Here is a 17,494-nt window from a genome sequence, read left to right as displayed (position 1 = left end):
GGCATCTTGCAGGTTAGCCTGCATAGGTTGCTTGGGAGGTACATCATGGCAAGGTGGGGTTTTTCGATCGTTGCATTGCTCGCGTTTGCGTTTATCAAGCATTTGGTGCCGAGCGCTCACGCAGCCGAGATCAGAGTTCTGGCGGGTGGCGCGATGAACGCGATCTGGACGGAGCTCAGGCCGAAATTCGAACAGGCTTCGGGCCACAAGCTCAATATCTTCTTTGGTACGACGCCAAACTTGATCAAGGAAGCAACGTCGGGGAAGCCATTCGACGTCGGCATTGTGCCAGTTGAGGTGATGCAGGATGCGGCCGCACGGGCGCGGTTTGTGAGTGACCCGACCATCGACATCGCCCGCGTCGGCCTCGGAGTCGCAGTTCGAGCTGGCGGGACGACGCCGGACATCTCGACACCCGACGCATTGAAAGCGGCGCTGTTAAAGGCAGACTCGGTTGCTTCAATTCCGCAGAGCGCGACTGGCTATTCGATCGCGAAAGTGTTCGATCGGCTCGGCATCACCGAGCCGATGAATGCAAAGATGAAGCCGCAGCCGACGCCAGTGCAAGTTGTCGCCGCGGTCGCGACGGGAGAGGCCGAGCTTGCCCTGTTCCTGATGAACGTGTTGATGGCTCCGGGGCTCGACCTAGTAGGCCCGTTTCCAGCTGAAGTGCAGCAGGACGTTGTGTTCACGGCCGCACTCGGCACGGAAACTAAGGAAGCCGCCGCTGCAAAGGCCCTCCTCGACTATTTGAAGACGGAGGACGCCGAGGCGGTCATCAAGGGCGAAGGCATGCGTCCCGGTTGAAGTTTGCGTCAGACGATGCGCGTCACGTCTGCTCTGGGTCAATCGCGTCGTTTTACCAGTCGGCCAGCTACTTCCGGTCTAACCTCAACTTCGGACATGTCGCAGCACTGCGCCAACTGACGCGATGGGCCACGGGCGGAACTGATGTTGCTGATTTTGAATTACATCATGGGACCCGGAATGAAGCAGCGAATATCGGTCACGCGTGCTGGCATGCCATCGATATATTCATACACGGGCCACGCAATGGTCCGTCCGGTGAGGTTGGGTCCGACAATCACCGCTTCCGGTGGCACATCCCACCATTGTCCGTACAAACGGACGCGGTATCCGTCGCCCTTGCTCTCCCAATCGGGGCCGGCGACTGCTATTCCGTCCGTGTTTGAGCAGCATGGCCCCTTGCCACTTTTGAGGCTCTCGAACCAGTGATTGAGTTCGGGGCGGTTAGGATCGTGCGCGTGCGCTGCCAAGTGCGAGACCAGTAGCACGATAAATGTCGTCGCCGAGTTTGCGGCCATCAAGGGCATGTTCGTCATCGCAATTTCTCTAAAAAAACAAGAAATTAGCGCCGCGATTTCCTCAAAATGCGTTAGTTCAAACTGCGCGGTCTTTCCGATACGAGCCGCGTCATGTTGCACCAATTGCAGACAATTGGGCGACTTCCAAAAATCCCGCTCGTTGCTACGTCTGCGATGCAGACACTAAGGTTCAAGCGGCTGCCGATGTCCGGTAAGGGTCAAAAGCGCCGCCTTGACAACCCTGCCGTCACTTCCGGTCTACCCCAAGCAGCAGACGTTGGGACCGGCCGTTGGCAACAAAAAGAGACGTACTGAAGCGACGCGCGGTTATGCGCGCAACAATGAGGCGGTTGCGCAGTTCCAGTGGCCCGTTCAACTCTCGGTCGAGGAGTGGCAATGTGGTCGGCCAAGGCTCCGGCCGCGACGCCGCCGTCGGGGCCCACAACCTAGCTGGCGCTTTTTTGAATGGCGGTTGGCAGCGTGTCGGATTTGTGCTTTTTGCAATAGGCGACAACTTTTTCGGAATTCTTTTGCAGGCGGTCGTAGTCCAAAACATTATTATTTGCGGCCGCGTTATAGTAGCCGCTCATGAAATACCTTACGAAATCTCGGTCTGCTGAACCGTATCCTAGCCAATTTCCGCAAGTGATCTTGTTCATGTCCAGTTTGATCTGAGCCGCGGCTGGCGCTGATGCCGCGCCTATCAAAATCACAGAAACGACAAGAGCCCTGCATTTCATAGCGATCCTCCAAAGTCCCGAGCCGTCAATTTTTGCCTACCGATTGTTGCAAGCCATACATAACGCTTTCCGCCGGATGGTATTGGCACCATGCCTTTACGTTGGCGATATTTTGTTGATGCAAAGCAAGGTCCACAAAGGTCCTGTTGTTCTGATAACTGAACCAACCGCTCATCCAGGCAGAAAACTTATCTGACTGTGACTGCGGCATAGCAAGATATTGGCTACATATGATCTTGCCCATATCAATGGTTACCTGCGCATTCGCAACGATTGGAATTATCGAGACAGCAAACGTCAGACTGATCAATCTACATCTCATCGAGGTTGTCCTTGATGCTGATCTACAGGGATCTGGAGAGGGCTGCCGCCACAAGGACGCAAGAACACAAAGTCTCGCGCCGCTCATGTTGATCTAGATCAACAGACGTCCGCTTGGGGTCAAATGCGAAGAACCTAGCGTTAGCAAATCTGGTCCGCTCCGACCCACTAAGCGGACATCAATCGGAGGTGCTGCCACTTCGCATTTCCGGGCTCATGCGTGTGCCGTTCCGAAGGATGGAACTACACTGGCTTTTCACTATTTGTGTTGAGCGGTAGTTCTCTCGCGGCAATCTCGAAACGAGGTTCGCTATGACCTCCAGGTCCTCGATCAGACGGCTCGGTCCGCCGCTCGTCGCTTTTTTTCTGACCATCTGGCCGTTAGTTTCGTCGGTACATGCTGTTGAGGACGCTGGAAAGGTTGGCGTCGTGTCCTTTGGCCTGTTCGGGGATCAAAGCGTGTTTAGATCCGAGGCTACCGGTGCAGCTCAGGTCGTAGCTGGCCGTTTTCGGACTGGCCCGATCAATGTGGAGTACAATTCCAAGAAGGGCGGAAATGCAACGATCGAAGCGCTGACCAGGTCGTTGCAGGCGGCAGCCAACCGCTTGGATGCTGAGAAAGACGTTCTCTTTTTGATTCTCACCTCGCATGGCTCTCCAGACGGCCTCGCAATCAAGGCGGGGCGGCACACAGAGACGCTCACGCCATCTCGTCTCAGCAACATGCTCGCGAAGACAGGTGTGCGACACAAGGTGGTTGTCATCTCGGCTTGTTATTCCGGGGTCTTTATCCCGCGTCTGGCGAATCCCGATGTGCTGGTCATCACCGCGGCCGATGCCAACCATCCGTCGTTCGGCTGTCAGGACAAGGCCAAGTGGACCTATTTCGGCGACGCTTTTTTCAACGTCGCGCTCCGGAAAGCCGTTAGTCTGAAGGATGCGTTTCTGGCTGCGCGCTCACTCGTCCGGAAGCGAGAATTGCGGGAACACTTCGAGCCGTCGAATCCCCTCACGGCAGGCGGCGCAGACGTGCTGCCGTTGCTCGTCGGACGCCCTTAAACAACCGGCTGCGAGCCTTGAGGCGATTCCTCGCAGGCGTGCACCCGCAATGCACATCCCATCACTGTTTCGTGGAACAAGTCGCTTTATCAAATTCGCGAGTGCGCCGGGCAAATGAACTCCCCGCCGCACGGCGCGTGCCGCCGATCTTAGAGTGTTACCTTCTGTCGGCGGTTGCTCACGTTTGGTCAATTGTTTGTAGCTCGTCACCGTAGCTACTCGCGCATGCCTCATAAGGATCGACTAAAATCGCTGGGGTTTCAGTGCCTTGGCTGCTCCAGTTTGGAGGAGCGGTGAATCCGCCGCGAGTGTTCACGGCACGTATACCAGCGCGTTGGCTTGTCAGGACCACCAAATCCATGCCCCCCTACCCCGTCAAAATCACCTTCGGCGAGATGCGCGAGATGGGCGTGCGCGAGGTCCTGATCTACTGCCGCGACTACCGCTGCGGTCGCCACACCGAGGCCAATGCCGACAGCTGGGCCGACGCCGTCAGGCTGTCCGATATCGAGCCGAAGTTCGTCTGCACCAAGTGCGGCCAGCGCGGCGCCGACGTGCGGCCGAACTTCGAACCGGCCAAGATGGGCACCGCCCCCGGCATTACTGCCCGCATTTGCTGAGCGAGACCTAGTTGATCATCAAAGCAAGGTGTAGTCGCGGAATTATCTGCTCCGCCAGTTTGCGAAATCGGTGCGCATCTTCAGCAGAGAATGATGTTGTTGTGCTCGGGTGCGCAGCGGCATTGCCGATGATACGCAAGTCGTCGAGTAGCCCGAAAGTATTGGAATCGATTGCTTCCACATTCTTAAGTTCGCGGATCATCGTCCACATTCCGCGATATGGCTTTCCTGGCCATCGCGCGTCCGCGAGTGAACGGATGGATTCTTCGATGGAACTGCGGAGGTCTAGAATTGCTGCTCGCGGAGAGATGGCCACGAGCTTCTCGAATTTGCTGAGTTCTTCTGGGGACGCCTTCGCTGGCTCCGCCCCAGGCGGAGGCGGCGGTAGTTGAGCCGCCTCTTTCTCCGCTTGATCAAGCCTGAAGGATACTTCCACATCCTTATATCTCGCACGAAGCTGCGGCAGCAGCTCCGTCAACTTCTCTCGGAAAAGCCAAACCGCCGCGACGAACGCTGCAGGCCACGCTAGCGAAACAACTGACTGCACAATCGATGAAGTAAACTGAAGCCAATCCATTCTATTCCCCCAGGGCGGGCACATCAGTCCCGGAACGTGATCGACTTGGATCCGATGGTCCATTCGAGCGTTCGCACATCGTCGACCTTCTCAGAAAGCTCGGGCGCTGCCCAGCATATGCCGTAGCCTTTTTGCGGTGGAATGATGTGATCATCACTGTAGGAGTGATAGCGCGCGAGATCAGTGCTCCGCTCCGGGCGTCGGGCGACAAACGCGAAGGAAACCTTTTCGATGGTGCGCTCCGAACCGTTGCCAATGATAAGATGTATCGGCCATTTATCGTCGACGCATTCCTTGCGGTCTGTCGAAACGATAAACTGCACGTTCGGAACGTGCCGATCATGCGTGTACCAACCGAATCCGCAAATGCCGGCCCAGATAACAAGCGCGAGCCCGATGAGCGAGCCGCTCGCGATGAGAATCCATTTGAAAATCAGCCAAGAAATCTGGCGAAATGCTTCGACAGCTTGAGACATGTACCCCACCCCAGGGCGAGTATATCTGTTGTCTCAACTCAATCAAATTCGTTTGGGCTCAGCCGAACGCTTCCATCACCCGGTTGAACGCCGGATGGCTTCGATTCTTGACCTTGATCCATTGCTCGCTGCGGCCGGCGCGGTACCAGCTGTCGCGGTGCTTGGAGACCAACCCCTACAGGCCGAGCTTGCAGGCATGCCGGAACAGCTCCGGGCCGACCTCGCCCTGCTCGAACGGAGCAAGGTGGATGCCGTCGACCCGGCGGGCCAGTAGCCTCGCAAGGTTGGTCTTACGCAGGCTGAGCGGCGGCTTGCGCAGATCCCGCATGGGTCCGGTGGCCCAGCGCGAGGCTTCGGTTTCGCCGAATTGTGCGTTAACGTTCAATTTGCCAACCTTCATGAGCCTACCGGCTGTTTGCGGGGTGCTGATTCCCTGATCGGGCAAAAGATTCGCGCGCGCCGACTGGAGCTGCACATCAGTCAGCAGGAGCTGCTCGCCGTCAGCGACCAGGACGTCAAAGGCATAGAGCTGCACGCTGGCGTCATGCTTCCTGGAGTGCAGCCCTTCGAAGTCGGAGACGCCGTCGGCACCGAGCAACACCGCCTCGCCATCGATCACATAGGACGTAGCGCGCAGCCGCAGCGCAGCCTCGACGATGCGCGGATAGCGCGCCGACCAGTCATGGCCATTGCGGGTGAACAGCCGCACGCAGTCGCCGTCGCGCTGAACGATGAGGCGATAACCGTCGTGCTTGATTTCGTGAATCCAGTCCGGACCGGTAGGCACCTTGGCGTGGCGGGTCGGAATACAGGGCTCGAATGGGGATCTCAGCATTCCAGGAAAGATAGGCACTCCCGAACGCGAATCCAGCGGCTGTCGGCCGCTTAGAAATGGTCGTACCAGTCCGGCATTCCGTCAGCCGAAAAGCGTTCATTCGACGTGGGCAGCGCCCACCTTGGCAAATGCACGGATTCGAATTGCTCCCACACATACATGCCGTTCAATTTGGATAGCGACTGTCGGTAGACCAGCCGGCTGCGGCTTCCTCCGCTGTGAAAATCCCGTCACCTTCCGCTTCCAGAACCTGACCAGCGAGCGCTTGTGCCCACTGACGAGTGCAGCCTGATGAGCGTTCGCGATGGCTTCGCGGACGCTGTAATCACGGTCGCTGAGCCAGATTTCAAGAAACGGCTGCCGGGCTTCATTGTGACGGCCGTAGCTGTGATAGAACCAGACCCCGAACTCGCCATCGCTCTCGTCGAAGTTCAGCTCGGCCTGCCATTGGGGGTAGACCACCAACCCGGAGATTTCGTATCCGCGGGTGCCAGCGATGTCGTGGGTCGTGCATTTTCCAAAGCCGGTCCGCTTTGTCACGCTGGTGATGTAGACGTCGAAGCGGTCCCTTTCCGCAAAGGAAGCTTGCGTCTTTTCATCCCAACAGGGCCGTTGTTTCTCCACGGTGTTAGCGGTCGTCTTTTTCCGTCCAAACATTTGCCCCCTATCCGTCAATCGGCCGACATGGGTACGCAGTCAGCTAAGCCGCGTCGTGAGCCTTCCGAGCAAAAGGCATGGCATGACAGGGCACGTCCCGGTTATTGCCTGTGAATAACCGGGACAAGCTACCCAATCCTCGCGTTGCTACCCTGCATTGTGTCACGTTACGGCCAACCGATTCCTGCCGCAAGTTAGTGACATGAAAAGATTTTCAGACGAGAGAATTGCTGTTGTTGGCTTGCTCGCACTCGCGGTGTGGCTGTTTGTAGGGCTGCCCTTCATTCATCGCCCACCGCCCCCCGCGGCTTTGCAGACGACGGAAGAGTGTTATGCGACGTTTCTCGGAGCCTGCTTCGTCGTCCCGCCAGAGGGCAAAGGCGGCATATTCGGCTTCGCGGAATTCGTACAAGCATTCGCGCTACTCGTGCTTATTTTTACGGTCAGCGGAATGCGCTACCAGTTTCGTGTTGAGACTGCGCCAATCCCGCTATGGCAATTAACGTATTGGACTTCAGGGTTGATTGGCGCTGCAGCACTTCTTTCAGATTTGTGGTTCGCTCAGCGCTATCCAATACCGTGGTTTCTATCGAGTCAGGCCTATTGGCAATCAATACTAGGCTTATTGTTTCTCTCGCTAGTAATGACGTGGCTTTGGTATGCTTTCGTTCGTCCGCCGAAATTCGGAAGAAGGAACGCCTACAGATTCACCGGCGCGGTCTATCAATACGTCATGCAAGGGGTCGATAGCGATCTTTCAATCGTTGCTGACGAACTTCGACGCTCCGCGGAGCCGATCATTAGGTTTGCTTCGGACGCCTCAGAGCCAAACCGTCGTCCACACCGCGACGGCGACCGAGACGAACCGGAAGCGGAAGACTGCGCCTATCACCTGCTTCTCATCCTTGGAAATAGACGGTTCTGCCGGCATGTCGCAGGAAACGCGCCGAACACGGCGATTGCTCTATTTCGCGCGGTCGCCAACAGGAAGCAATACAACGTTCCAATGTCGCAATTTGCCTCATCGCTTGCGACTGAAGCGATCCTAAACAAGGATTCCATCATCTATCACGAAGACGCCGGATACCTCTCGGGATATTTTGGTTATGCGCGGCCGTTTACAAACACAATTTTTGGCGATTTTGAATTTGTTGAGGCTCTCGCAGCCAATGGAAACTCGCCGCTTGATATTGATCTGGACGTCAGATGGAAGTTCGACGGCCAGCAATTAGAAGCTTATAGGCGAGCAACGCTGACAACGTTCAAAGCATCGCTCGGCAGCGGAAATTTTTCCCGACATTCCTACGCACTCGCTCGCGCGTTTAGCATAATCGAACATGGCTGCTCGGACCTCTACAAACTAAATGATCCGCTCAGCCCCCAAGAAAAGAGTGACATTCACGACCGGCTTAGTGCCGTTGTCGGATTCATCGACGATGCAATTGAAGCAATGGAAGAATGCGGGCTCCAAAAGACGGAATTACGAAGGCGCGGCGAGTCGTACAAGTGGCAGTACGAGCATCTCTACGACAGAATCGCCCAATTGATTGCCGATGTCATCGGTTACGCGACTTGGGTTAAGACTAAGGAGTTGGAAGGATGGTCGATCCACTACAGCTCGGTGTGGAGCAAAATATTCAATTCCGATTCTAGCAAAACGCGAAAGATCGTGCTCTTTAAGGTCCGACGGTTGCTGTACGAAGAAATCAAGGGCGTTAAAGAGCGCCCCAATTTTGCAAACGCGGCATATCTCGGCTACTGCCTGAATGTGCTTGGCTTGAGCGCCGGCCGCAGGCGAGATCACCGGCGTGACGAATATCCGCTGCGAAAAGCCGTCATCTCTTTTGCGCAAAAGAACTATCTCGCGTTAGTTGAACGGCAGCACAAAATCGCGGACGCGGTTTTGATCGGCACGTTGTCGTTCGACAAGGATCAGAAGCAGCTCGTGAAGACGTTTCAAGCTGGGCTCGACTTGGTGCCACCAACGGTCACGCTGAACTTGTTCGAGCCGCAGCCAGCATTCACTGGCACCGCTGCGGCGGGCCACTCCGCCAGCTTGCCGACATAAGTCGACAACCGGCCTTCTGAGCGAATTGCAATGTTGAATTTGAAAATTCCTGAAGTCAAGGAAGTCATCGTCGGCGAACTTGCCGTCCGTGGCTATTGGCTCGTAGCTAATATCCAAACTGGTGCGACGTGGCCAGTGCACTCCCAAAAAATTCAGTACCGGGGTGAGACGATCTGGATCATGCCGGTTACGACGGATCACTTCCCAGCGGTCGCGATGATGGTGCCACCTGGACGAACTCAACAGGAATGCGAACGTCTGATAATGCAATTTATCAGCACGCTATCGTGGGTGCTGGAGGGAGGCTTTCTAGTCGATGAAATGAGCGGCGGCGGCTTGCCGCGGCCCATGGGCCGTAACAAGTCAGGCGGCTTCTCCATTTGCGACGAATTCGACCTATCATATTTCCCAGAACCAAACGACGACCGAGCGATGCTTGCGTTGGCGTTGATGCGCGAGGGGCGCGGCCTAAACCATCCGGGATATTCTTTCCTATCGTTGTATAGAATTCTCGAAGTCGCGCTGGGGCGCGGCTGGCAGCGCCAGGTAGCGTGGATCAACACTAAGATTGCTCGCGGCCTCCACCATCGTGCGAAGGACGCGCTTGAGCAGCTTCGGAAGCAAGGCATCGTTGATATCGGTGCGCATCTCTATTCGTCGGGTCGATGCGCCATGGCACACGCGAGCGGCGACCCCGTTATTGATCCCGACGATCCGGCTGATGCTCGGCGGCTGTGGTCGGAACGTCCTATTATGCTGACGCTTGCCGAGATAGCCATCGAGGAATTTTTTGGCGTCGAGCGCATGACGACGCAATATTCCAAACACCTATACGAACTTGAGGGTTTCAAGCGCATTTTCGGCCACGAACTGGTCAACCATCTCGTTCGCGGCGAAGAGCCCAGTTGCGCACCAATGGTGGATATCCCCATCGTTAGCGTTCAACTCCGGCGGCACCCACCGTTCGGGCCCCTGTCGAATCTAACAATAAAGGAAATGCACCGCGACACCCTGCATTCCGTTCTCTTGATATTCGAGTCGCCCGACAAGCGAACGCAAATCCGATTTCGATTGGACTTTCCGAACGAAAGACTCGTCTTTAATTGGGAGCGAGATCTTGGCCATAAGGACATGGGCGATGCCGATAGTGCCGAAGCAATGGCGGAACTTTCCCGATTTAACAAAGAGTATTTCGGCAACGGCCAACTTCGCATTGTGGATGCAGAGACCGGCGAACTGATAGCGCGGAAAGACGCCTTCCTCCCGATGAACATGTATTTGGACCACGAAGCCGCCGATGCTGAGATAGCGCGCTGGAAAGCTTTAGCTACAGAGCGTCGCGAGCGCGATGCGCGATATGCGGATGAAATCGCACGCCACTCGATGGGCTACGACGTAAGGCCCGTTAGGCTCGCGTGAGTCGAGCGAATAGGCTGTTGCAGCCAGTGAACAGGCGCCAATAATCTCCGGGAGCACACCATGATCGAGATTGTTGGCGGCACGCTGATCGCGTTGGGGATATTCGCGCGCGCAAACTTCGCTCCTTCGAAGTGCTGAGAGTGAATCGCGTTATCAAAGCTAGAGCGAAACGCTACGTCTCGCTAGCGTTCCGATGGCTTTCCTAATTTCCCGACAGGATTGACCAACTTTGCGCGCCGCCCTCCTCGCCCTCACCGCTCGTCGCGGCCTCACCGGCCTTCCCGCTCTATCCTCAGGCCAGGTGTGCACCGCGCGTTGCGTCACACCATCCCGCGTGACGGTCGTACCTTCCATGTGCTAGACCGCGCCATCAACATTGATGGAGCGCCGCCTTGGCCAAGAAGACAAAGAAGACTGTTCGTCGCGAGTGGACTGCTGCCGATATCAGAGACTTGAAGGCGCACTCCAAGGCGCGGACGCCTGTCGTCAAAATAGCCAAGATGACCAAGCGAACCGAGGGCGCGCTCCGTCAGAAGGCGCTCGTATTGGGAGTTGGTTTAGGTCATCAGCGGTGATTGGACCGCTGGCTTGATCGTACCAAGCTCGTTGAGCGAGTCCGCCAAATTCCGATGACGTTAACGCTCGCATCTGCGCGGATGAGGTGCAGACTGCTGCGTCCGTCAAGGCCGCCGGAGAGCTTTCGCGGCCTTTGGGTTGAGGGCTCGCCTTCGCCAGCCCCGGCGGACCCTCCTCAGTCAGCAAAGCTGAGGCATTTAATTGTCCCGAAGTGTGACTTCGACGACATTGCGCCCCGGCACTCGCGCTGTAGGCTTCATCTCGCCGGGGCTGGACCACATATTTCACCTATTTTTATTGATCCCGGTGGCCGCAGTGGTCCGCCGCTGCGGCCTTTCTGTTGAACAACACAATGGGCGCATCACCCTATTCGTAGATTTTCCGCCGAGTCTTTTCCGCGATTGTTCACGACGTCGAAGCTAACCTTGGCTCCCTCTGCGAGTGAGGTGAAACCAGCCTTCTCGACTGCCGAGATATGGACAAACACATCTTTGCCGCCGTTGTCAGGTTGAATGAACCCGTAGCCCTTCGTCGGGTTGAACCACTTTACCGTCCCCATTGCCACTTAACTTCTCCATTTTCCAAAAAGCAAAACTAGTGCCCGAATTTCGACGAAAGAAAGGCTGGTCGCAACCGCGCTCATGCGCCGGAGGTACGCGAGCCGAGGATGTCGTTTTACGTCGTGTGAACCTCTTCACATGGGTATGACATCAGGACGGTTAATCTCCAGTCGCTGGCGAGAGATTTCAGGTACAGCGGGAGGCGGCCGTGGCAGCAGACACAAAGGCGGACGACTGGTTTATTGCTGCGCACGTGCTGAGGGTACGCACGTCGTCGGGCACCGCATCGATATCGTTTAAGATCGGCAGCAGAGTAGCTAATATCGCGGCACTTTTAGGTTGCTCCGGACCAATCTCTGGAAGCGGTGTTTCGGACACGGACTTCCAACTAGATTCGCAACTTATGCGCAACATCAGCGGTCCATGGTCATTGAAGGACGTCAAGGGCCACCGAGGTGACGTCACGCAAAACGTGTCATTTTTTCCTGATGCGTTGTCGGGCGCGGCGTTTAATAAGAGCGGAAGCGTCTTTTTTAATTTCGAGATACCAAACCCGAGCTCCATGACCTTTACGATCAAGGGCCAGTGGATGGTAAAGATGGTCCTCAATCTTGGCACGACGTTTGTAATTTAGTCCGATCCTCGCGTCTTGACATGAAAGTTAGTCGAACAGGTCATCGGCTTCTTCCTCTGGGCACACGCCTTCGCTTGTCGGGCAGTTCCTCCCTCATTTAGTCAACACTAAGGTTTCTTGCCTCGGTTTTCCTTTTCCGGTGTCCTGACGGCGCGGCCCGTCAGTTATGGGAAGCAACCAGCTGCGCACACCGAGGACACACGCCGTCGGCCGCATCCGTGAGTTGGCGCACAATCTCCTCCATGAGATCTTCACGCTCCCAACACGTGCCGTCACTCCGGGTGATGCTTCTGGCGCGGTAATAAGCATGGGTTTCGGCGTCGCTGTCTCCGACGCGGATCATGACTTCTGGATGGAAAGGACAGAGGGCTATTGCACGCGTTGTCAGCAATGCATAGCGCATGGTCGATTCGAGATTGTCGGTGTGAAGCGGCATCGTAGCCTCCTGCTTCGGGCCACAAGCGTATGTGGGCGCGGAAGCAAAGGCGCAGCCCAATTCTGACTCTCCCTTGCGCGCTTGACCTCAGCGTCCTCAGCGTCGCGCGGCACAATGCATTGCGCGACGCCATAGCGATTACTTACGCTCCGCGTCAGCCTCCTGCTCAAGCCGCAAAATATGTGCGCGCAGCGTGTCAAACCGCTCCTCGGCAACGTCGCTGAATAGCGGGTCATTGTGACTCGTTGCGGTTGAAGCGATCTCAGTCCAATCTTGAGGCTTGAGAACCTTAAGTGCCGCGGGAAAAAAATCGCGATCTTCCATCCTCATGTGACGGCGCTCGTGCGCGATAAAATCCCGAACGATAAGATCCACATCTTCGCGCAGAATCTCACGTTCCGCGAGAACGCTGTCGACCGCCTGGGCGACGCGGCGTAACAGTTGGGCCCCTTTCTGGTGCTCGCGAGCTAGATCGCCGACCTTCGCAGCAGCAGTCGGATCTCGTGCCCTCAGCTTGGCAAATACCAAGTCTTCCTGAGGATGATGATAAATTTCTGGGTAGACTTCGAAGTAACTGATAACCGCGTGAATGACCTCGTAGTCGGCACGGTCGCCGCGGTCGAACACCTCGAGTTCCCGCTCGAGGATGGCCAGCAGCTTCTCAATGTTGAGATGCTCTTGGGATAAGCGCTCTATGATCATGGCAGAGCTCCATAAACCGGTCTCAATATAGTCTTTGGTCCGATGTCAGCTTTTGCGACAGATCAATCCGAGACAACTTAATCGGCCGTCGGCTCTCCCGACAGCAGGTTCAGCCGCGCCCGCAACTCCAACACAACCTCGACAGGTTCGCGGGTGCATCCAATCAGCGATCTCGGTTCAGGGTCCAACGGGCACGCGGCGAACTTTGACCGGCCCAGCGCGGTGGCCAATGCGATTTTCAGGTCGTGCAACTCATGCCGATCGTGCTGGCCTCGCAAAAGGTTGCCCCCCCGCCGCGAACTAAAGACTAGCCGCGGCGCTTCGGCCTGCAGCCGACAGCCCGGCTTTCTCAAGAAACCCGGACGAGAATGAGGGATGCCTAAACGCCCCGACGCCTCGTTCTAATCAAAGCAGCCCCAACTTTTTTCTCACGATAATCTCTTCCGCTTGCTCCAGTAGCAGCCTCATTGTCTTCGAGGGGGGCATTCCGTCGAGGTCCGCTGCGTACCTCTGCCATTCAAGCAACGAGTCCCATGGCGTAGGCGAATCGATGAGACCAGCGAGCATACCCTCGACGTTGTATTTGCTCCAATCTCGCCGCTTCATGTCAGCGTCGGTGGCCATGTAAGCCTTCACTGCGAGTCTGCGGAAGATCCGCGCCAATGCCTCGAGTTGGGCAACACGGCCTATGTCCGTCTGGCCAAGTGCCTTTTCAAGCAACGTGTCTGCCATTCGGAAATGCTGTTCAGCCGTGAATTTCATATCCGAAGCTCATGTTGCGCGGATCATTCGTCTTCAGGGGCGTCCCCGAAATCGTAGGACGTGCAATCTGAAAGTGCGATATCAACGGAGTTTACCGCGTTTACCGTCTTTTCGTCTTTTTCGATATTGAGATTCGAATGAGCTGCGTGAGCCATCCATCTTAGGGTCTGGCAACGATTCGCTCCTTCCCAAACGTCTCGACTCCGAACGCTGTGAAACAAGATCAGCACCAGAGACGGAACAATTCCGATGGCTACAATCCAAAAAGAGCGATGGTCCCGAACCTTGCGTTCGAGCGTCTCATTCCGCTGAGCTAGTCGAGCGTTCGCGTTGCTACAGCAGGGATTGGGATCATTAATTGTTGTTGGCAGGCTCATAAGCTTTGTGCCGAGCATTATAATGCGTCGCATTTTATTACACGCTCTGTCGCATTGTGTCTATGGCAGGGGATGTGCGAAAGCTGGTGGGAGGCAATGTTAGGCGGCTCCGCATTTCGGCGGGATTGTCGCAGGCCGAATTGGCCGAGCGTCTAGGTGTTGATCGCGCGTACGTGAGTGGCCTCGAACTTGGAGCCCGCAACGCCACCATCTTGACGCTCTGGCACGTCTCGCAAGCTTTGGAAGTAAAATTTCAACAGATATTTGCGGACAGACCTGAAAAGCGGTCAAAACGCTGAGAGGCGTTGGGGCCCTTAGCCAAAACTCCAGATCATTTTACTTCCACGGCCGGTATAGGTCCTGGCGGCTCCACCAGCTCGGTCGCAAGCCACTATCCCAGCCTGCATGACTGCACTTGAAGTCTCATCAGCCGTCCAGCGGGGGTGTCTCAGGCTAAGTCTTTGTGACAATTTGGTTTCCACCCGGGCGATACTTGAGACATCTGTATCATCTGTGCGTGCGCAGTGACTCACGGTGTCTCGTCAGCCGAATCGGTGCAAAACACCTCTCGGTGCGTGGCTAGGTCCATCATTGCGTTGTCGGGGCGGCAAGCGCGAATGTTTTTCCATGCTTCCACGAGCCCCGGGGTGAGACACCAGGTAATTCGCAAGTGTCTCACCGACTGTCTCACCGGGCTGACGCGGCCTGACCATGACGACCTCGGCTGCTGAGCGTCTGGATGCTCCCTACGCGAAGCCGCTCGTTGAAGTGCTCAGCGCCATCATGTGAAGTTGCCAGTGGGAACCCGATACGATCGCCGGTCCCTTCAGGCAGGCGAGGCACCGCGTCCGGGACCAGCGTTTGATGGCACCGATGTCAGCCCCCCGGTGCAGATTGAAACTGAACTGGTAATCGTGGCCTCATCGGGCGGGGCGTGGGCCATCTCGGAAATGGCCGGGGCCCAGCCGCTATTCAGCCTCGGCGTGCCGAACAGATGCGGCGCTCTCGGCATGGACTTGGCCACCCGCTCCAGGCGCCTGAGCAGGTCGCGATTGAGCGCGCCGTCGTCCTCCCGGAAGCTGGTTTTGCCAGCCAGCTGGTCGAGCTCGTCCTCGGGAATGTAGCCGTAGCCGGCCAATGGGTAAGCCAGTGGCTTCCCGCTGGCTTCATGTTGGGTTCAGATGACGCCACACCTCGGCGCGGGTACGGACGTAGCTGCAGGCGCTTCACTAGCGGTCGTTGTGGCTCGTGACAGCGCTGAGCTGCTTTGAAGTCCGGACATAGCTCCTCTTCCGTCGTCCTCCTCTCCCCGCCCCCAAGAAAGAGCACGGTCGGACCACGATTTCCACTCGCTTTATCCGGGCATCGCGTGACGTGCGATCAGTCGGTCCTCCGAAAGGAGCGGACCCATTCGGCAGGGGGATATGAGTTGCCTCGGTATATCGCGCGTAGATCGTGATACTGCGCGCAGGCCGGAGAACTGCCCGCCCGTTCGTGATGTTTTCGGCGTCAGCAGTCTGAGGGGCCGACATGCCACCGGCGCGAGACCGGTGGTTCGGCATGGTCCTGGGCGGCGCTTGTCCGCTTGCCCAGATGGATGCCCGTGAGCGAAGCGACGGCGAAACACTTGAGCGCAGCGTCAGCGGAGCGGTGTTTCGACGGGAGCGCGGCACTGAGGAGAATGCCCCAAGGGGGCGAAACCAAATCGCCCTCTCCCTTAGGGAGTGGTTTCGGGCGGTTTCAGTCGGGTTTTCAAAGGGCGAGCCGCGAAACCAAATTGATTAGGTTTCGGCAGGTTTCGCTCGCTTTCGGCGCCGTCATGTCAGCCAAACCCATTCCTTGTCGAAGCCGATCAGGCCGGCGGCGCGGAGCGTGCTGAGCGTTTTGTTCAGCATCGCGCGGAAGGAATCGGGTTTGCCCTTGGCGTCCTGCCAACCCATGACGGTGCAATACCTTTTTAGGTTATCGCGGCTGAGGGCGCCGACGTTGTTCGGCACCGCAAGGCTGTCGACGTTGCGCTCGCCGGCCTCTTCGATTGCGTGGCGGATGACCTTCAGCAGGTCGCCGGTCACGCCCTCAGGCGGCTTTTTCGATTTGGTTTCGCTCGGTTTCGAAATGGTCGGTTCGGAGACGATTTCGACCACGCAAGTCGAAAACTCCGGCATTGTTTCGGCTGGGTCAGGCAAGTTTCGCTCCAGGAGGTGAGAGAGCAGTCGAAACTGCCACGTCTGCCCCTCGCGACCGTCCTTCATTTCCTCGATGGCGACGGTGCTGTGGGTCTGGCCCTTCTTGACCAGCATTGTCACGTCGGCGGCGCCGTTGAGCGCATTGGAGCCGCGGCCGCCCCGGGACGGATCCTTGCCGACGTGGTGCACGACTACGACCACACAGCCGAAATTCCTCTCGATGACGCCGCAACGGTTCACGAAGCGCCCCATGTCGCGAGCGCTGTTTTCGTCCCCGTCACCCATGCACCGCGCCAGGGTATCCAGGACGATCGCCCGCGGGCCTTCCGGACATCGCTGGGCGATGAAAGCGTCGAGCTCCGCGAGCAGCTGCGGCAGGTCGGTGGTCTGGCTGCCGAGGTCCGGCACATCCTCGATCATGTAGAACGGCACGCCCTGCCCCTCGATGCCGCGGTGCTGGCGCATCGCGACCAGGCGCCGCTTGAAGCCGCTGACGCCCTCGCCCGTGAGATAGATCACCGGCCCCTGAAGCGTTGCCCGGCCGGCATACGGCACGCCCTGCGCCACCGTGCAGAGCATGTCCGAGGTCATGAAGCTTTTGCCGCACTTCGGTTCGCCAATGACACAGGCCAGCCCGCGGGCCGGCAGGAGTCCTTCGATCAGCCACGGCGGCTCCGCCGTGAGCGCGACATCGTCCAACGCTATCGGCGTGAAGCGCGGCGTGACCCGCGAGCTTGGTTGCCTTCCGGGCGCGTCGTCGGGAATGCCACCCGCGCTCTCCGGATAGCTCTCATGCGGCGGGCCGAAGTGGCTTTCCCGCGTCAAGTCGTCCGACCAGCTCCCCTCCCTGGCCTCCGCGGAGTTGCCGGCGTGCACTAGATCGTGCGGCATCCGGAAGGCTCGCGCCATGGCTTCTTGGACGCGCCCTTGCGCTATATCGTCGTCAGCTATCCCCAAATGCTCAGCAAGACCCTGGAGGTGATCCACGGCCAGCTGCTTCTCTTTCCAGCCCGCCCGGACGAACCCAGCTTCGATCATACAAATGCCGGCGAAATCATCGAGGTCGCCCCCGGAGGCGCGCTCTGCAAACTGAGCTGGTGCGTTCACGACAGAGCGCCAGCATTGGGGGCGTTTTGAGAAGACACCCCTTTGAGAGCGGAAGGC

At 57.4% G+C, this 17,494-nt stretch carries 22 protein-coding genes; 9 read left to right on the top strand and 13 right to left on the bottom strand.

From position 1 onward, the window contains the following. Window positions 1-45 precede the first annotated feature (45 nt). Window positions 46-807: a substrate-binding domain-containing protein gene (locus tag OWC48_RS06245; protein ID WP_282519174.1), complete on the top strand. Its 762-nt coding sequence runs from the start codon at window positions 46-48 to the stop codon at window positions 805-807. A gap of 161 nt (window positions 808-968) precedes the next feature. Here OWC48_RS06245 and OWC48_RS06240 read toward each other — a convergent pair whose 3' ends face one another. The 3 genes from OWC48_RS06240 to OWC48_RS06230 form a co-directional block, all read right to left on the bottom strand. After that, window positions 969-1,343: a hypothetical protein gene (locus tag OWC48_RS06240; RefSeq protein WP_282519173.1), complete on the bottom strand. Its 375-nt coding sequence runs from the start codon at window positions 1,341-1,343 to the stop codon at window positions 969-971. A 428-nt stretch (window positions 1,344-1,771) separates the two neighbouring features. Further along, the gene (locus tag OWC48_RS06235) at window positions 1,772-2,065 is read right to left on the bottom strand and encodes an HdeA/HdeB family chaperone (RefSeq protein ID WP_085402474.1); all 294 of its coding nucleotides are present in this window, start codon (window positions 2,063-2,065) and stop codon (window positions 1,772-1,774) included. Between the two features lie 25 nt (window positions 2,066-2,090). Beyond that, window positions 2,091-2,375: an HdeA/HdeB family chaperone gene (locus OWC48_RS06230; protein WP_224580654.1), complete on the bottom strand. Its 285-nt coding sequence runs from the start codon at window positions 2,373-2,375 to the stop codon at window positions 2,091-2,093. A gap of 323 nt (window positions 2,376-2,698) precedes the next feature. Here OWC48_RS06230 and OWC48_RS06225 point away from each other — a divergent pair, with 323 nt between their 5' ends. Further along, window positions 2,699-3,445: a C13 family peptidase gene (locus tag OWC48_RS06225; RefSeq protein ID WP_282519172.1), complete on the top strand. Its 747-nt coding sequence runs from the start codon at window positions 2,699-2,701 to the stop codon at window positions 3,443-3,445. Window positions 3,446-3,804: 359 nt separating this feature from the next. After that, window positions 3,805-4,065, top strand: coding sequence for a hypothetical protein (locus OWC48_RS06220; protein WP_282519171.1), 261 nt, complete (start codon window positions 3,805-3,807; stop codon window positions 4,063-4,065). A gap of 7 nt (window positions 4,066-4,072) precedes the next feature. Here OWC48_RS06220 and OWC48_RS06215 read toward each other — a convergent pair whose 3' ends face one another. From OWC48_RS06215 to OWC48_RS06200, 4 genes are all read right to left on the bottom strand, one after another. Next, entirely contained in the window at window positions 4,073-4,642 is a 570-nt protein-coding gene (locus OWC48_RS06215; protein ID WP_282519170.1) for a DUF4145 domain-containing protein, read from the bottom strand. Between the two features lie 23 nt (window positions 4,643-4,665). Continuing rightward, window positions 4,666-5,118 carry a hypothetical protein gene (locus OWC48_RS06210; RefSeq protein WP_282519169.1) on the bottom strand — a complete coding sequence of 151 codons (453 nt, stop codon included), beginning with the start codon at window positions 5,116-5,118 and terminating at the stop codon, window positions 4,666-4,668. A 175-nt stretch (window positions 5,119-5,293) separates the two neighbouring features. Then, the gene (locus OWC48_RS06205; protein ID WP_282519168.1) at window positions 5,294-5,953 is read right to left on the bottom strand and encodes a DNA ligase; all 660 of its coding nucleotides are present in this window, start codon (window positions 5,951-5,953) and stop codon (window positions 5,294-5,296) included. A gap of 96 nt (window positions 5,954-6,049) precedes the next feature. Further along, window positions 6,050-6,610, bottom strand: a complete 561-nt coding sequence (locus tag OWC48_RS06200; protein ID WP_282519167.1) for a hypothetical protein — start codon at window positions 6,608-6,610, stop codon at window positions 6,050-6,052. A gap of 202 nt (window positions 6,611-6,812) precedes the next feature. Between OWC48_RS06200 and OWC48_RS06195 the strand changes: the two genes are divergently transcribed. The 3 genes from OWC48_RS06195 (at window position 6,813) to OWC48_RS06185 (ending at window position 10,672) form a co-directional block, all read left to right on the top strand. Continuing rightward, entirely contained in the window at window positions 6,813-8,678 is a 1,866-nt protein-coding gene (locus OWC48_RS06195) for a hypothetical protein (RefSeq protein ID WP_282519166.1), read from the top strand. A gap of 30 nt (window positions 8,679-8,708) precedes the next feature. Next, window positions 8,709-10,097 (top strand): methylamine utilization protein MauJ, encoded by a 1,389-nt coding sequence (gene mauJ, locus OWC48_RS06190; protein WP_282519165.1) that lies wholly within the window; start codon window positions 8,709-8,711, stop codon window positions 10,095-10,097. A gap of 392 nt (window positions 10,098-10,489) precedes the next feature. Continuing rightward, a complete protein-coding gene (locus tag OWC48_RS06185; protein ID WP_028154091.1) occupies window positions 10,490-10,672 on the top strand; it encodes a hypothetical protein in 183 nt (60 codons plus the stop codon). 362 nt (window positions 10,673-11,034) lie between these two features. Here the strand turns inward: OWC48_RS06185 and OWC48_RS06180 are convergent, their stop codons facing one another. After that, window positions 11,035-11,238, bottom strand: coding sequence for a cold-shock protein (locus tag OWC48_RS06180; protein ID WP_028141284.1), 204 nt, complete (start codon window positions 11,236-11,238; stop codon window positions 11,035-11,037). A 203-nt stretch (window positions 11,239-11,441) separates the two neighbouring features. On the opposite strand from OWC48_RS06180, the gene OWC48_RS06175 reads away from it, so the two are divergent. Further along, on the top strand, window positions 11,442-11,867 hold the full coding sequence (locus OWC48_RS06175) for a hypothetical protein (RefSeq protein ID WP_028154089.1): 426 nt from the start codon (window positions 11,442-11,444) through the stop codon (window positions 11,865-11,867). Window positions 11,868-12,027: 160 nt separating this feature from the next. On the opposite strand, the gene OWC48_RS06170 is transcribed toward OWC48_RS06175, so the two are convergent. From OWC48_RS06170 to OWC48_RS06160, 3 genes are all read right to left on the bottom strand, one after another. Further along, the gene (locus OWC48_RS06170) at window positions 12,028-12,303 is read right to left on the bottom strand and encodes a hypothetical protein (protein WP_282519164.1); all 276 of its coding nucleotides are present in this window, start codon (window positions 12,301-12,303) and stop codon (window positions 12,028-12,030) included. A 138-nt stretch (window positions 12,304-12,441) separates the two neighbouring features. Then, window positions 12,442-13,005, bottom strand: a complete 564-nt coding sequence (locus OWC48_RS06165; protein WP_282519163.1) for a hemerythrin domain-containing protein — start codon at window positions 13,003-13,005, stop codon at window positions 12,442-12,444. 405 nt (window positions 13,006-13,410) lie between these two features. Continuing rightward, window positions 13,411-13,737 (bottom strand): hypothetical protein, encoded by a 327-nt coding sequence (locus OWC48_RS06160; protein ID WP_282519162.1) that lies wholly within the window; start codon window positions 13,735-13,737, stop codon window positions 13,411-13,413. A 469-nt stretch (window positions 13,738-14,206) separates the two neighbouring features. Here OWC48_RS06160 and OWC48_RS06155 point away from each other — a divergent pair, with 469 nt between their 5' ends. Further along, complete coding sequence (locus OWC48_RS06155; RefSeq protein WP_282519161.1) at window positions 14,207-14,443, top strand: helix-turn-helix domain-containing protein; 237 nt, start codon at window positions 14,207-14,209, stop codon at window positions 14,441-14,443. 527 nt (window positions 14,444-14,970) lie between these two features. On the opposite strand, the gene OWC48_RS06150 is transcribed toward OWC48_RS06155, so the two are convergent. Next, entirely contained in the window at window positions 14,971-15,282 is a 312-nt protein-coding gene (locus OWC48_RS06150) for a hypothetical protein (protein WP_282519160.1), read from the bottom strand. A 679-nt stretch (window positions 15,283-15,961) separates the two neighbouring features. Then, window positions 15,962-17,221, bottom strand: a complete 1,260-nt coding sequence (locus tag OWC48_RS06145; RefSeq protein ID WP_282519159.1) for an AAA family ATPase — start codon at window positions 17,219-17,221, stop codon at window positions 15,962-15,964. A gap of 36 nt (window positions 17,222-17,257) precedes the next feature. On the opposite strand from OWC48_RS06145, the gene OWC48_RS06140 reads away from it, so the two are divergent. Further along, window positions 17,258-17,467, top strand: coding sequence for a hypothetical protein (locus OWC48_RS06140; protein WP_282519158.1), 210 nt, complete (start codon window positions 17,258-17,260; stop codon window positions 17,465-17,467). Window positions 17,468-17,494 lie beyond the last annotated feature (27 nt).

The sequence above is a fragment of the Bradyrhizobium sp. Arg816 genome, assembly GCF_029989365.1.
Lineage (GTDB): Bacteria > Pseudomonadota > Alphaproteobacteria > Rhizobiales > Xanthobacteraceae > Bradyrhizobium.
Note: the sequence above shows the minus strand (reverse complement) of the source record. Positions and strands in the feature narration are given on the sequence as shown.

What these genes read in the sequence shown, in the direction of transcription:
- OWC48_RS06215 (WP_282519170.1), bottom strand. Translation starts at nt 4,642, where the DNA reads ATGGATTGGCTTCAGTTTACTTCATCGATTGTGCAGTCAGTTGTTTCG.
- OWC48_RS06205 (WP_282519168.1), bottom strand. Translation starts at nt 5,953, where the DNA reads ATGCTGAGATCCCCATTCGAGCCCTGTATTCCGACCCGCCACGCCAAG.
- OWC48_RS06220 (WP_282519171.1), top strand. Translation starts at nt 3,805, where the DNA reads ATGCCCCCCTACCCCGTCAAAATCACCTTCGGCGAGATGCGCGAGATG.
- OWC48_RS06195 (WP_282519166.1), top strand. Translation starts at nt 6,813, where the DNA reads ATGAAAAGATTTTCAGACGAGAGAATTGCTGTTGTTGGCTTGCTCGCA.
- OWC48_RS06225 (WP_282519172.1), top strand. Translation starts at nt 2,699, where the DNA reads ATGACCTCCAGGTCCTCGATCAGACGGCTCGGTCCGCCGCTCGTCGCT.
- OWC48_RS06210 (WP_282519169.1), bottom strand. Translation starts at nt 5,118, where the DNA reads ATGTCTCAAGCTGTCGAAGCATTTCGCCAGATTTCTTGGCTGATTTTC.
- OWC48_RS06160 (WP_282519162.1), bottom strand. Translation starts at nt 13,737, where the DNA reads ATGGCAGACACGTTGCTTGAAAAGGCACTTGGCCAGACGGACATAGGC.
- OWC48_RS06170 (WP_282519164.1), bottom strand. Translation starts at nt 12,303, where the DNA reads ATGCCGCTTCACACCGACAATCTCGAATCGACCATGCGCTATGCATTG.
- OWC48_RS06200 (WP_282519167.1), bottom strand. Translation starts at nt 6,610, where the DNA reads ATGTTTGGACGGAAAAAGACGACCGCTAACACCGTGGAGAAACAACGG.
- OWC48_RS06235 (WP_085402474.1), bottom strand. Translation starts at nt 2,065, where the DNA reads ATGAAATGCAGGGCTCTTGTCGTTTCTGTGATTTTGATAGGCGCGGCA.
- OWC48_RS06165 (WP_282519163.1), bottom strand. Translation starts at nt 13,005, where the DNA reads ATGATCATAGAGCGCTTATCCCAAGAGCATCTCAACATTGAGAAGCTG.
- OWC48_RS06245 (WP_282519174.1), top strand. Translation starts at nt 46, where the DNA reads ATGGCAAGGTGGGGTTTTTCGATCGTTGCATTGCTCGCGTTTGCGTTT.
- OWC48_RS06155 (WP_282519161.1), top strand. Translation starts at nt 14,207, where the DNA reads ATGGCAGGGGATGTGCGAAAGCTGGTGGGAGGCAATGTTAGGCGGCTC.
- mauJ (WP_282519165.1), top strand. Translation starts at nt 8,709, where the DNA reads ATGTTGAATTTGAAAATTCCTGAAGTCAAGGAAGTCATCGTCGGCGAA.
- OWC48_RS06145 (WP_282519159.1), bottom strand. Translation starts at nt 17,221, where the DNA reads ATGCCGCACGATCTAGTGCACGCCGGCAACTCCGCGGAGGCCAGGGAG.
- OWC48_RS06240 (WP_282519173.1), bottom strand. Translation starts at nt 1,343, where the DNA reads ATGACGAACATGCCCTTGATGGCCGCAAACTCGGCGACGACATTTATC.